The sequence below is a fragment of the Humibacter ginsengiterrae genome (assembly GCF_054780115.1).
This window is the reverse complement of record NZ_BAAGWY010000007.1, coordinates 157,088-169,770: the sequence shown is the minus strand read 5'-3', so window position 1 is coordinate 169,770 and position 12,683 is coordinate 157,088. Positions and strand designations below refer to the sequence as shown.

Annotated in this window: 13 protein-coding genes; 6 read left to right on the top strand and 7 right to left on the bottom strand. The window is 68.1% G+C overall.

Features of this window, described 5'->3' with window-relative positions:
- Nucleotides 1–7 precede the first annotated feature (7 nt).
- Genes ACYVII_RS10655 through ACYVII_RS10645 form a run of 3 tightly spaced genes read left to right on the top strand, consistent with a single transcriptional unit; the run spans nucleotide 8 to nucleotide 2,736 of the window.
- A complete protein-coding gene (locus ACYVII_RS10655; RefSeq protein ID WP_460534709.1) occupies nucleotides 8–820 on the top strand; it encodes an IclR family transcriptional regulator in 813 nt (270 codons plus the stop codon).
- A gap of 51 nt (nucleotides 821–871) precedes the next feature.
- On the top strand, nucleotides 872–1,660 hold the full coding sequence (locus tag ACYVII_RS10650) for a Rossmann-fold NAD(P)-binding domain-containing protein (protein WP_460534707.1): 789 nt from the start codon (nucleotides 872–874) through the stop codon (nucleotides 1,658–1,660).
- A 32-nt stretch (nucleotides 1,661–1,692) separates the two neighbouring features.
- Complete coding sequence (locus tag ACYVII_RS10645) at nucleotides 1,693–2,736, top strand: L-idonate 5-dehydrogenase (RefSeq protein WP_460534705.1); 1,044 nt, start codon at nucleotides 1,693–1,695, stop codon at nucleotides 2,734–2,736.
- 69 nt (nucleotides 2,737–2,805) lie between these two features.
- Here the strand turns inward: ACYVII_RS10645 and ACYVII_RS10640 are convergent, their stop codons facing one another.
- The 7 genes from ACYVII_RS10640 to ACYVII_RS10610 are packed head-to-tail and all read right to left on the bottom strand — an operon-like array spanning nucleotide 2,806 to nucleotide 9,514.
- Complete coding sequence (locus tag ACYVII_RS10640) at nucleotides 2,806–4,020, bottom strand: aspartate transaminase (RefSeq protein WP_460534703.1); 1,215 nt, start codon at nucleotides 4,018–4,020, stop codon at nucleotides 2,806–2,808.
- A gap of 29 nt (nucleotides 4,021–4,049) precedes the next feature.
- Nucleotides 4,050–4,796 (bottom strand): RraA family protein, encoded by a 747-nt coding sequence (locus tag ACYVII_RS10635; protein WP_460534701.1) that lies wholly within the window; start codon nucleotides 4,794–4,796, stop codon nucleotides 4,050–4,052.
- Nucleotides 4,793–5,548: an SDR family oxidoreductase gene (locus ACYVII_RS10630; protein ID WP_460534699.1), complete on the bottom strand. Its 756-nt coding sequence runs from the start codon at nucleotides 5,546–5,548 to the stop codon at nucleotides 4,793–4,795. The genes ACYVII_RS10635 and ACYVII_RS10630 overlap by 4 nt, the downstream gene beginning before the upstream one ends.
- A complete protein-coding gene (locus tag ACYVII_RS10625) occupies nucleotides 5,529–6,563 on the bottom strand; it encodes a 5-oxoprolinase subunit C family protein (protein WP_460534697.1) in 1,035 nt (344 codons plus the stop codon). The genes ACYVII_RS10630 and ACYVII_RS10625 overlap by 20 nt, the downstream gene beginning before the upstream one ends.
- A gap of 28 nt (nucleotides 6,564–6,591) precedes the next feature.
- Nucleotides 6,592–7,323 (bottom strand): 5-oxoprolinase subunit B family protein, encoded by a 732-nt coding sequence (locus ACYVII_RS10620; RefSeq protein WP_460534695.1) that lies wholly within the window; start codon nucleotides 7,321–7,323, stop codon nucleotides 6,592–6,594.
- Complete coding sequence (locus ACYVII_RS10615) at nucleotides 7,320–8,087, bottom strand: LamB/YcsF family protein (RefSeq protein WP_460534693.1); 768 nt, start codon at nucleotides 8,085–8,087, stop codon at nucleotides 7,320–7,322. The genes ACYVII_RS10620 and ACYVII_RS10615 overlap by 4 nt, the downstream gene beginning before the upstream one ends.
- Nucleotides 8,088–8,143: 56 nt before the next feature.
- Nucleotides 8,144–9,514 carry an MFS transporter gene (locus ACYVII_RS10610; RefSeq protein WP_460534691.1) on the bottom strand — a complete coding sequence of 457 codons (1,371 nt, stop codon included), beginning with the start codon at nucleotides 9,512–9,514 and terminating at the stop codon, nucleotides 8,144–8,146.
- Nucleotides 9,515–9,711: 197 nt separating this feature from the next.
- Between ACYVII_RS10610 and ACYVII_RS10605 the strand changes: the two genes are divergently transcribed.
- The 3 genes from ACYVII_RS10605 to rlmN all read left to right on the top strand — a co-directional run bounded on the left by ACYVII_RS10605 (nucleotide 9,712) and on the right by rlmN (nucleotide 12,671).
- Nucleotides 9,712–10,749, top strand: coding sequence for a LacI family DNA-binding transcriptional regulator (locus ACYVII_RS10605; protein ID WP_460534837.1), 1,038 nt, complete (start codon nucleotides 9,712–9,714; stop codon nucleotides 10,747–10,749).
- Between the two features lie 67 nt (nucleotides 10,750–10,816).
- A complete protein-coding gene (locus ACYVII_RS10600; protein WP_460534689.1) occupies nucleotides 10,817–11,353 on the top strand; it encodes a gluconokinase in 537 nt (178 codons plus the stop codon).
- Between the two features lie 85 nt (nucleotides 11,354–11,438).
- Nucleotides 11,439–12,671, top strand: coding sequence for a 23S rRNA (adenine(2503)-C(2))-methyltransferase RlmN (rlmN, locus tag ACYVII_RS10595; protein ID WP_460534687.1), 1,233 nt, complete (start codon nucleotides 11,439–11,441; stop codon nucleotides 12,669–12,671).
- Nucleotides 12,672–12,683 lie beyond the last annotated feature (12 nt).

Here is a 12,683-nt window from a genome sequence, read left to right as displayed (position 1 = left end):
AGGATGCATGGAACCCGAGACACGAGAGGTTCAGGGGGACAAGGCGCCCGCCGTGGGCCGGGCTGTCCGCATCCTCGACATCCTGGGTGAGGCGGCAGGTGCCGTCACCCTCAGCGAACTCGCCCGGGCGCTCGGTGCGGCGAAGTCGTCGACGCTGAATGTGTGCGGCGCGCTCGAAGAGGGTGGGCTGATCCGGCGTACCGAAGCCGGCTATCAGCTGGGGCGACGGATCGTCGAGCTCGGGGGCGACTACCTGCGTTCGTTCGACCCCGTGCTCGAGTTCTATCGCGCCTGCGCGGAGTCGGAGGTGCTGAGCAACGAGCGCTGCCAGCTCGCTGTGCTCGATGGCACGAATGTGCTCTACCTGGCTACGCACGTGGGGCGTGCGCCCTTCCGGTTCTCCGCGGGCATTGGCTCGAAGTACCCTGCCTCGATCACCGCCGTAGGCGTCGCGTTGTTGTCGCACCTGCCCGACTCCGAGATCGCCACGCGCTTCGCCGACGAAGCGACCCGCCCTTCGTTCACCGATCGCTCCGTTACCGACCTCGGCGCGCTGCGGCGCAAGCTGGCGGAGACGCGCGAGCGCGGCTACAGCATCGACCACGGCGAGGTCTACCCGGGCCTGGCCGGCGTCGCGGTCGTCGTTCCGCCGCAGTCCAGCGGCGAGGTGCCGATCGCGTTGGGTGCCTCCCTGGTCGAGTCCCGCGCTTCGGCTACTGCTCTGCACGTCGTCGTCGATGCGTTGCGCGAGGTCGCCGACCGGATGTCCAACCCGATGAATCTGCAGCCCGAGGCGCTGCGGCAAGCGACCAAGCGGTGAAGAGTTGTTCAGCATAATGAACCACGTTCAGCATGATGGTAGGATCTGTTCATGACCTTCGACGCTCCCTTGGGCCTGTCTGCCTTCGACCTCACCCGAAGGACCGCGCTGGTCACCGGTTCGAGCCAGGGCATCGGACGAGCGCTGGCGGAGGGGCTGGCGGCCGCCGGTGCGACCGTGATCGTGCACGGGCGAGACGCGGCGAAGGCGGCCGGAGCGGCTGACGAGATCGCCGCGGCGAACGGGGTGCAGGCCCACAGCCGCACGTTCGACGTGACGGATGCCTCCGCCGTGGATGCCGGGATCGCGGCGATCGAAGCGGAGTTCGGAACCCCGGACATCCTGGTGAACAACGCCGGTGTGCAACGCCGCGCGCCGATCGCCGAGTTCACCGATCCCGACTGGGACGAGCTGCTGCGCACCAACCTGTCCAGCGTCTTCTACCTCTCGCGCCGCCTCGCGCGCGGAATGATCGAGCGAGGCTCGGGCAAGATCATCCAGATCGGCAGCGTGCAGTCGCAGCTCGCCCGGCCCTCGATCGCGCCGTACTCGGCCACGAAGGGCGCCATCGTGATGTTCACGAAGGGTCTCTGCGCTGACCTCGGGCCGCACGGCATCCAGGCGAACGCCATAGCGCCGGGCTACTTCGCAACCGAACTGACCAAGGCGCTGGTCGACGATCCGGCATTCTCGGGGTGGGTGCGCGGGCGAACGCCCGCCGCCCGGTGGGGAGACGTGCACGACCTGGTGGGCGCCGCCGTGTTCCTCGCGAGTTCCGCGAGCGATTTCGTGAACGGGCAGACGCTGTTCGTCGACGGCGGCATGACTGCCGTCGTGTAGACGCGTCCGATACGAGAGTGAGTGTGAAGACGATGACCGGAACCGACGATCGGTCGCTCGGGGTGGTCGTGCACGGCCAGGGCGACCTGCGGATCGAGCCCATCGAGCAGAGGGCGCCGACCGGCGATGAGGCCGTGGTGCGCATCGCCTACGGCGGAATCTGCGGATCCGACCTGCACTACTGGCTGCACGGGGCCGCCGGGGAGTCGATCCTGCGCGAGCCGCTCCTGCTCGGCCACGAGGTCGTCGGCACCGTCGTGGCGCCGGCAGCCGACGGAACGGGACCGGCAGCCGGTGTCGACGTCGCCGTGCACCCGCTCACCGAGGGCGCCGGCGACGGTTCGCGCTACCCGCGCGACCGGCCCAATCTGTCGCCGGGGTCCACCTATCTGGGCAGCGCAGCACATCTGCCCCACAGGCAGGGCGGCTTCGCCAGGCAGGTGAATCTGCCGGCGAGGATGCTCCGCCCCCTTCCCACGGGCCTCTCACTTCGCGACGCCGCGCTGGCCGAACCCGCGGCCGTCGCCTGGCATGCCGTCGGTCGCGCGGGCGACGTCGCGGGCCGTCGTGCCCTCGTCATCGGAAGCGGGCCGATCGGAGCGCTCGTGGTGGCTGTGCTGCGGCGCGCGGGTGCCGCAGAGATCGTTGTGACCGATCTGCACGAGCACCCACGCGAGATCGCCGCGCAACTCGGCGCCACCAGCACTATCGATGCGCGCGATGCCGAAGCGATCGCGGCGGTCGACGCCGATGTCGTGTTCGAGTCATCCGGGTCCCGTCCGGGACTGGCCTCGGCCGTGCGCGGGGCGACCCGTGGCGGCCGCGTAGTGATGGTCGGTCTTCAGCCCACGGGCGAGCAGCCCGCGCTCCTCTCTCTCGTCATCACGCGCGAGCTCGACCTGCTCGGATCGTTCCGCTTCAACGGCGAGATCGATCAGGTGCTGGCCGCATTGGCCGACGGCTCGCTTTATGTCGAACCCGTGGTCACGCACGAGTACGACGTCAGTGACGCACTCGAGGCGTTCGAGACCGCGCGCGATGCCGCGCGTTCCGGCAAGGTGCTTCTTCGCTTCTGAGCGATGACGCCAGCCGGAGGCGTTCCCTGATCGCAGGCGACCAAGCTCGGCGCTGGCTCAGCGCCGCACCTATGACAGCTTCGCGACCGCGTCGGCGATGGCCGCCGTCCCGCGCTCGATCTGGTCGAGGCCGGTGGCGAACGAGATACGGAAGAACGGCTCGCTGCCGTAGGCGAACCCCTGGATGACGGCGGCCCCTGCCTGCTCGAGCAGATAGAGCGTCACGTCGAGATCGTTCTGAATCGTCTCGCCGGACGGCGTGCGTTTGCCGATGAGCCCCGAGCATCCGACGAAGAGGTAGAAGGCACCATCCGGCACGCTGGGGCGCAACCCCGGTACGCGATCGAGAGCGGCGACGGCGTGATCGCGCCGCGCGCGATAGGCGTCGCCGCACTCCGCCACGAATGTCTGGTCTCCAGTGAGAGCCGCGGCGGCCGCAGCCTGACTGATCGACGACGGGCACGACGAGCTCTGCGACTGGAGCTTGTTGATGGCGGCGACCAGGCGTTCGTCGCCCACTGCGTACCCGAGACGCCAGCCGGTCATCGCGTACGCCTTGGAGACACCGTTCACTGTCAGGGTGCGATCGCGAAGCTCTGGCGCGGCTTCGGCGAAGCCCACGTATGGCTCGTCGGTGTAGAGGATCTCGTCATAGATCTCGTCGGAGAGCACCCACACGTGCGGGAAGTCGGCGAGAACGGCCGCTATGGCCTCCAGCGAAGCGCGATCGTAGACGGCGCCCGTCGGGTTGCCGGGAGCATTCAGTACCAGCCACTTCGTCCGTGGTGTGATGGCGGCGCGCAGCGCCTCGGGCGTGAGCCGGTATCCGTCCTCCTGCCTGGTCTGCACCGGGACCGGCGTGCCATCGTTCATGAGCACCATGTCGGGATACGACACCCAGTAGGGCGCAGGAACGATGACCTCGTCACCGGCGTCGAGCGTCGCGGCGAACGCCAGGTTGATCAGCTGCTTGCCGCCGCCTCCTACGGTGATCTGCGAGTCCCCGTAACGGATGCCGGAGGTTCGCAGCATCCGTTCCCGGATGGCGTTGCGCAGCACGGCGGTGCCGTTCACCGGGGTGTACTTGGTCTCGCCGGCCTCGATGGCAGCGATGGCGGCGTCCTTGACGTGGCGTGGGGTGTCGAAGTCGGGCTCACCCGCGGTGAAGTCTACGATCGTCCGGCCGGCCTCGCGCAGCTCCCGTGCCCGTTGCGCGGCCGCGAGGCTCGGCGAGATCCGGATCCTGCTCACCCGCTGTGCCGGGGAGAATGCTGCCGCGCTCAATCTGTGCTCATCTCTCTTAGCCGGAGCGCTCATCGGGTGCCCAGGCCCTGGTAGGGGTCGATGTCGTCGAGGTCGGTCGTGATGCCCTTCGCACGAAGCACGTCGTGGAGGTTGCAGAGGTCGATGGTCGTGCGGCCCTGCTTGTACAGCTCGACCAGTTCCTCCTCCTTCGCGTCGCGGTCGGCGGAGAGCGCGATGACGTCGTCGACCTCCTCGCGCCGCACCACGACGACGCCGTCCACGTCGCCCTTCACCACGTCCCCGGGGCGGATGAGCTCGCCACCGAGCACGACCGCCTGGTTGATGTGACCGAGCGTCTCCTTCACGGTGCCCCTGATCGAGATGCTGCCGGAGAAGACGGGGAGGCCGAGCTCGCGGAGCTCGCGTGTGTCGCGCACGCCGCTGTCGGTGACCAGCGCGGCGATGCCCTTCGCCTTGCACGCGTTGCCGAGCACGCCGCCGAAGGTGCCTGCATCCGCGAGCTCTCCGGCCGAGACGATGAGTACGTCTCCTGCCTGTGCGAAGTGGATGGCGACCTGCAGCATGAGATTGTCGCGCGGAGCGCAGACGACGGTGAAGGCGGAGCCGACGAACGACATTCCCGGATCGATGGGCTTGATGCGTGAGGCGACTGCCCCGCGACGACCCTGAGCCTCATGGATGGTCGCGGCGCTGAACGTTCCGAGTCGCTCGATGCTCTCCGGGTCGGCCCGTTGGATGCGCGTGGTGACGTGCGGGGCAGTGCTCAGCTTGGGTAGGCCGACGGTGTTCGTCATGCGTCTCTCCTGTCGAAGGTCAGACCACCTGGAACCTGGAATGTCGGGGTGATCTCGATGAGCCCGAGGTTGACGTGTCTCGGGGCGTCGATGGCGAAGTCGACGGTGTTCACGATGTCGTCGACGGTGAGGGACTCGAAGCCCTCGTAATAGGTGTTCCACGCCTCGGCCATCGCCTCCGGCGTTCCGCCCAGGTTGCGGCCGAAGATCTCGGTCTCGACGCGCCCGGGGCAGATCTCGGTGACCCGGATACGCCTGCCCAGGACGTCGTTGCGAAGCTGCCGGGAGAGCTGCGACACGGCCGCCTTCGTAGCGTGGTAAGCCGTGTGGCCGAAGAAGTTGTATCGGCCGGCGATGCTGGAGATGTTGATCACATGGCCGAGATCCCGTTCGGCCATCCCCGGCAGGAGAAGGCGGGCGAGGTGCAGCGCGGCCCGCAGGTTCACGTCGACCATCGCATCCACCGTCTGCCGAGAGGCGTCGAGGATGTTGCCGGTCGCGCTCACACCGGCGTTGTTCACGAGGATGTCCACCGGGATGGCGCCCAGCTCCGCCTCGAGCATGTCGACATCGGCAAGGTCGACGACGTGCGCGACGGCCCCGGTCCGTTCGGCGAGCTCGGCGAGGCGGGAAGCGTCGCGTGCCACGGCGTGCACGTGCAGGCCGCGCTCGCGGAACTTCTGGACGATCGCGGCTCCCATCCCGGTCGATGCACCGGTGACGAGCGCAGTCTCATAGTCGCTGTAAGGCACGGGGTTCCTCTCTGTCGGTGGTCCGGCGTTCGATCCCGAGCGGCTCGGCGAGACCGAGGGCCGAGTAGATGGCGGCGACGCGGCGTCGCAGCTGCTGGAGGCGGATACGCCACTCGCGGACATCCTGGGCGGCGTGCTCGACGGTGATGTGCCGGAAGCACACGTGTTGCCCGGGTCTGGCCTGGCCGAGATCGTCGAGCGAGACCGGCGTCACCACAGCCAGAACGGGGTAACCGGCCGTCACGCCGCGACCCCTGTGAAGCACGACGAGCTCATCGCCTGGCGGCACCTCGATCGCGCCGACGGGTACGCCACGCGAGAGCACCTCCGCGGTGCTCGTGCGCACCGGGAGCCGGCCCGTCATGCGAAGGCCGATGTGGTTGCTCTTCTCCGTCACCGTGTATGGGGCTTGGAAGAGTCGCCCCGAGGTGCCCGCGAACTCGTCCTCGTCGGGTCCGTCGGTGACCTTCACGACGACGTCGTCGCCGAAGTAGGGGACCAGCACTCCGAGGTTGAAAAGCGACATGTCGAAGTACGGGTTCACGACGGGCCCGATCGAGGTGCGCACGTCGAGATGAGAACCGGCGGAGAGGCGCACGCCGAAGCCCACGCCGGTATCCGGGGCACAGCTGCCGAGCAGCAGCGGCACGTCGAAGGAGCCGTGCACGGCCACGTAGGTGCGCAGGCCCGCCGACATCTCGGTCAGAACCACGTGCTGGCCCGCACAGATCGACACTGGTTCCCACATGCTGCGCTCGACACCGTCGACGAGGAGCGTCATGGGCGCGCCGGTCACCGCGATGAGAAGGTCGACCTCGGCGACGAAGGAGAGATCGAACGCGGTCGCCTCGATGAGCGGGGCGTCGTCGTCGTTGGCGACCAGGATGTTCGCGACGCGTGCCGAGTATTGGTCGCTCGCACCGCCTGTGGGCAATCCCATCGCGGGCCCGCGTGATCGACCGAGGTCGGTGACGACGGCGTTGCCCGCCGCCTCGGTCCGCAATGTCCCGCTCATGCTCGTGCTCCGGTCGGGGAAGTGCGCATCATCGTTCTGCTCCGTCGGGAACGAGCGCCCGGCCGGACAGGCGCTCGAAGGCATCCTCGTCTATCCGCTCGAAGCGGAGCACGTCGCCGGGCCGGTAGGGCACGAGCGGTTCGCGGGAGAGGTCGAGGATGGTCAGCGGCGTGCGGCCGATGACGCGCCACCCTCCTGGCGACGTGGCCGGGGCGATGGTGGCCTGGCGCCCCGCGAGCGAGACGACGCCCGCGGGCACGCTGGCGCGAGGGCTCGCAAGCCGGGGGATCGGGACCGGAAAGTCGGGACCGTCGAGCATGGGGGACCCACCGGGTGCACCGAGGCAGCGCACCGTGTAGGCCGGCATTAGATGCCGCCGGATCACCTCCTCGGGGTCGAGGCCCGTCAAGCGCGCAACCTCGTCGAGGTCCTCCTGCCATGGGCCGCCGTAGAGCACGGGCACGACGAATGTGCGAGGCGCCGTCTCGAGGGGCTCACCAGCGTCGATGGTGTGCAACAACTGCCGCACGTGCTCGGCCACCGCTGCGACGGTCGTGGCCGTCGGATCGAACTCGACGAGCACGGACTCGTACGTCGGGATCGACCCGATGAGCCCGGGCTCCTGCCGCTCGGCGATTCGGCGGGAGAGTCCGTGAACGACCCGCCAGTCGAGTTCCCGGTCGCCGAGATGCGCTGAGACGCGGAGCGCGGCGGGACCGCACTCCGCGACGCGCACGTCGTGCTGGCTGACAGGACTCATCCGTCTCCCTCGGGCGCCGCGATCGTGACGCCTGCGGTCTCCAGGTCACGTCGGATGCGCTGCGCGAGTTCGACGGCTTCTGCGTTGTCGCCGTGCAGGAGAACGGTGTCGACGGCGACCGGGATCGCCACCCCGTTGCGGCTGTCGATGACGCCCTCGGTCACCATGCGCACCGTCCGCCGGGCGATCTCGTCGGCATCGTGGATGACCGCACCGGGCTGAGAGCGCAGCACCAGCGTGCCATCGTCTTCGTACGCACGATCGGCGATCCCGACGATCGACACCCGGATGCCGGCCTCTCGGGCGGCCTCCGCGAGGCAGCCGTCCTGCGCGAGCACGCGCAGCGACGGGTCGACGTGGCGAATGGCATCCACCACGGCATCCGCATAGTCCGCGCGGGTCCCGACGAGGTTCCCGAGCCTGCCGTGCGGGGTGAGGTGTGTCAGGCGGGTGCCATGATACGCGGCGAATGCGGCCAGGGCTCCGAGCTGATACACCACGTCGGTGCGCACTTCGTGGGCGGTCAGATCCATGGTGCGCCGGCCGAAGCCGACGAGGTCCGGAAAGCTCGGATGCGCTCCGACGTGCACGCCGCGGCGCACGCACTCGCCGACGGTGCGATCCATGATCCGTGGGTCGCCGGCGTGGAAGCCGCAGGCAACGTTCGCCGAGGTGACGATCTCGAGCAGGGCGTCATCGTCGCCCATGGACCAGGGGCCGAAGCCCTCGCCCAGGTCGGCCACCAGATCGATGCTGCGTGACATCATCTCCATCCTTCGATCGCGGGGAACCAGGTCGCTCGCAAGCAGGTCGCTCCCGCTTACGGAGCGGGCGCTACCGTCGGCAACACCGTGGCCGCGGTGACGGCGGCCCTCTCATGTTCGCTCTGCTGCACCTCGTCGAGTTCATCGAGCGTGTACTTGCGGGTCTCCTTCGCCATGAGCGCTGATGCACCTGCCACGACCATGAACCCGAGCGCGAGTATGGACGGCCCGACCCACCCCGTCAGCGCACTGCCCGCTAGAGCGGTCGCAAGCACGGGGCCGATCGCGCCCGAGGCGGCGAAACCGATCTGGGTGCCCACGGCGAGGCCGGAGACGCGCACCCGGCTCGGGAACATCTCGGCGAAGAACGAGGGCCAGGATGCGTTCACCACCGAGTAGAAGAGGCTGTAGTTGACGATGCCGAACAGGAAGATCAGTGCCCAGTCGCCGGTCGTGATCGACCAGAGGTAGGGCACCATCGTGATGCCGACGCCGGCGGTTCCGATGAGGAACATGGTCTTGCGGCCGATCTTGTCCACCAGGAATCCGGAGAGCGGCGTGATCCCGAGCGCGATCACGGCCGAGACCGTCGTGACCAGCAGCATGGTCGCCTTGTCGAGCTTGTATCCGCCGGTTCCGAAGGCCACGGAGAAGGTCTGCATCATGTAGCTCGTGCCCGCGATGAGCGCGCAGAGTGCGACACGGAGAATAGCCCGCCAGTGGAAGCGTACGGCCTGATTGAGGGGAGCGATGTGCACCTTGATCGCCTGCGTGGCAACGAATGCGGGAGGCTCGTGCATGCGGCGACGGATCAGGTAAGCGGCGACGACGACCACGGCAGAGAACCAGAACGGGATCCGCCACGCCCAGCCGAGCAGTTGCGACTCGGGCAGGACCGTGAAGGGGAGGAACACGACCATCGACAGCAGCGTGCCCGATGAGGCGCCCAACGTGGTGAAGCTCGTCACGAACCCGCGCCGCTGGTCCGAGGCGTGTTCGAGGCTCATCGTGATGGCGCTCGCCTGCTCGCCGGAGAGGCACAGGCCCTGGAGCACGCGGATGGCGACGAGCAGTATGGGTGCGAGAGCGCCGACCTGAGCGTAGGTCGGCAGGCATCCGATCAAGAAGGTGCAGCCGCCGATGCCGAACAGCGTGAGCATCATCACGAACTTGCGGCCGAACCTGTCGCCGAGCGGGCCGAGGATGAGCGCGCCGATCGGGCGGACCACGTAGCCGACTGCCAGGGTCGCCATGCTGAGCAGGACGCTGATGCCCTCGGGCAGGTCGGGCGAGAAGAAGATCACGTTCAGCACGAGCGCCGACGCCGTGCCGTACACAGCGAAGTCGTAGTACTCGAGTGTCGTACCGATCCAGGCGGCGACGGCCGCCTTCACAGGCGTCTTCTTGGGGAGTGCAATCTCAGTCATTTCGTCTCCATCGACGGTTCACGGAACTGCAGAGCTGGGGTGACTTCACGATAGATATGATGCACTCGAGGTTCAATGATTGTGCCAACTCTGTGCAGTCCAGCGTGCTCGGATGACAGCGATCTACTGGTGTCTGGCCCGGAATCGATGCAATACTGGCACAATTGTTGCCAATCAATTTGCAGATCGGAGCGTTCGTGGTCGTGCCCCAGCGCCGCCATCCGCGGCATGTCACCCTCACGGCTATCGCGCAGGCCTGCGGTGTCGCTCCCTCCACGGTGTCGCGCGCCTTGAGCAATCCCCATCGGGTGAGCACGTCTATGTACGAGAAGATCGCCCGTAAAGCCAGGGAGATGGGCTACTTCTCAGCACTTCTGCCGGAGGCGGATGACTGGCGCACGCACGGCACCATCGGTCTCGTCGTGCCCAATCTGACCAATCCGTTCCTCTACGACCTCGTACGCGGCAGCCAGGGCCAGGCGCAGACAGCGGGTTACTTCCACCTGCTGGTGAGCACCGACGAGTCACCTTCGGTGGAAGCCACCTGGCTGACCGATCTTGCCCGCACGGTCGACGGCATCGTCGTCGTGGCGCCGCGAACGAGCGACGACGCACTCCGGTCGGTCGCCGACGCCGTGCCCGTCGTGGTCGTGAACCGCGAGGTCGAATCCCTGTCCAGCGTCGTGATCGACACACCTGCGGGCGCGGCGCAGGCCGTCGATTACTTGGCCAGTCTCGGCCACCGTCGCATCGCCTACGTCCGGGGGCCGGAGAACTCGTGGACCGATCGGGTGCGTTACGCGGCCCTTTGCGACGCCGCACAGCGCCACGAGGCGGAGATCGTGCCGATCGGCGCGTTCCATCCTTCGCTGGCGGCCGGTGCAGCGGCGGCCGACGCGGTCTCGCTGAGTATGGCGACGGCTGGGGTCTTCTTCAACGACACGTTGGCGATCGGTGCGCTCGGCCGGTTCCGGGAGCGCGGCATCCGCGTGCCCGAAGACATCAGTGTCATCGGGTGCGACGACGTCTTCGGATCGGCGTTCGTCACGCCGCCGCTGACGACCGTGACCACGTCGGGAGAACGGGCCGGGAGAACGGCGACGGAGATACTCATCGGCCACTTCTCCACCAAGGACCACGCGCCGAGAGCGGAGCATCTCGCGGTTCACCTCACGGTCAGGGGTTCGACCGGCCCTGTTCCATCGGAACGCACCGCCGCCGCGTCGGCACGATGACGTGCGCCGGATCGGGCAATCCTTCGCCGGTGAGTGGCAACGACGGCGATCGACCAGAATGGACTGCATGACCGTCGTTCCTCCCGTCCACCTTCCCGCGATCGTGCTGATGGGGGTGTCGGGCGCGGGCAAGAGCGTCGTCGGCAATGCCCTGGCAGACGTCTCCGGCCGGGTGTTCATCGACGGCGACGATCTGCATCCGGCGGCGAACAAGGAGAAGATGCGGGCAGGCATCCCGCTGACGGATGCCGACCGCGAGCCGTGGTTGCGGATCATCGGTGAGCGCCTCGCGGTGGGAGACGGCGTGATCGTGGCGTGCAGTGCGCTCCGGCGTCGCTACCGCGATCTGCTGCGGTCGTATGCGCCCGACACCTTCTTCGCGCACCTGGACCCCCAGCCGGAGACTCTCGAACAGCGGCTCGCCGTGCGGGTGCACGAGTACATGCCCGCCGACTTGCTCGGTTCGCAGCTGGCCACGCTCGAACCGCTGCAGCCGGACGAGTTCGGTGCCGTCTTCCGCTCCGATGCGTCGGTCGACGCGACTGTTGCGGACATCCGGGCGGCGCTGGCATCCGACCTCGAGGAGCCGCCCGCCAGTCGCTAGGCATGTCGAGCGACATCGCACGCAGGATCGCGCGGTGGATGCCTGCACCGGCGGATGCCCAGCCGCACCCTGAGAGAATGGCCGGGTGAGCGAGACGATCCTGCCCGATGAGCGCACTGCCGAGGTGCCTGCTGCGGCCCGCACCGGGCGCCGCCAGGTACGCCCGGCGGCCGAGGGCTGGACGCAGCAGCTCGCAGCTGACGGCCGGCCAGCGCTGCAGTTCGCCTCACCGCGCCGCAAGCAGCCCGAGACGCACCTCGCCGACCTGACTCCGGCCGAGCGCAAGGCGAAGGTCGAGGAGCTCGGGCTTCCGGCCTTCCGTGCCAAGCAACTGTCGACGCACTACTTCACCCACTGCACGACGGATGCCTCGGCCATGACCGATCTGCCGGCATCCGGTCGCGAAGAGCTCGTCTCGGCACTGCTGCCCCCGCTGCTCACGGAAGTGCGCCGTCTGCGCACCGACGACGGCCGCACCATCAAGTTCCTCTGGCGGCTGTTCGACGGTGCGCTGGTGGAGTCGGTGCTCATGCGGTATCCGGGTCGCATCACGCTATGCATCTCGTCGCAGGCAGGATGCGGCATGAACTGCCCGTTCTGCGCGACCGGCCAGGCCGGCCTCACCCGAAACCTGTCGGCGGCCGAGATCGTCGACCAGGTGGTTGCAGCGAACCGTGCCATCGCACAAGGCGAGCTCGGCCACGGGCCCTCCGGCGCCCCGGAGCGAGTTCACAACATCGTCTTCATGGGCATGGGGGAGCCGCTCGCAAACTACAAGCGCTTGATGAGCGCCGTGCGCACTCTGCTGGCCCCGCAGCCCGACGGCCTCGGAATGTCGGCACGAGGCATCACGGTGTCGTCGGTGGGGCTGGTGCCTGCCATCCGCAAGCTGGCCGACGAAGACATCCCCCTGACGTTCGCCCTTTCGCTGCACGCGCCCGACGACGGACTGCGCGACGAGCTCATCCCGGTGAACTCGCGCTGGAAGGTCGACGAGGCGCTGGATGCCGCCCGCTACTACTTCGAGAAGACCGGCCGCCGCGTCTCCATCGAGTACGCGCTCATCAAGGACATGAACGACCACGCGTGGCGTGCCGACCTGCTGGCGCAGAAGCTCAACGAGCGCGGTCGTGGCTGGGTGCACGTCAATCCGATCCCGCTGAACCCGACGCCTGGCTCCATCTGGACGGCGAGCGAGACGGATGTCACGGCCGAGTTCGTGCACCGGCTGGAGTCGGCCGGTATCCCGACGACCCTCCGCGACACCCGCGGCAAGGAGATCGACGGCGCCTGCGGCCAGCTGGCGGCGGCGGAGTAACCGCTGGCTTCC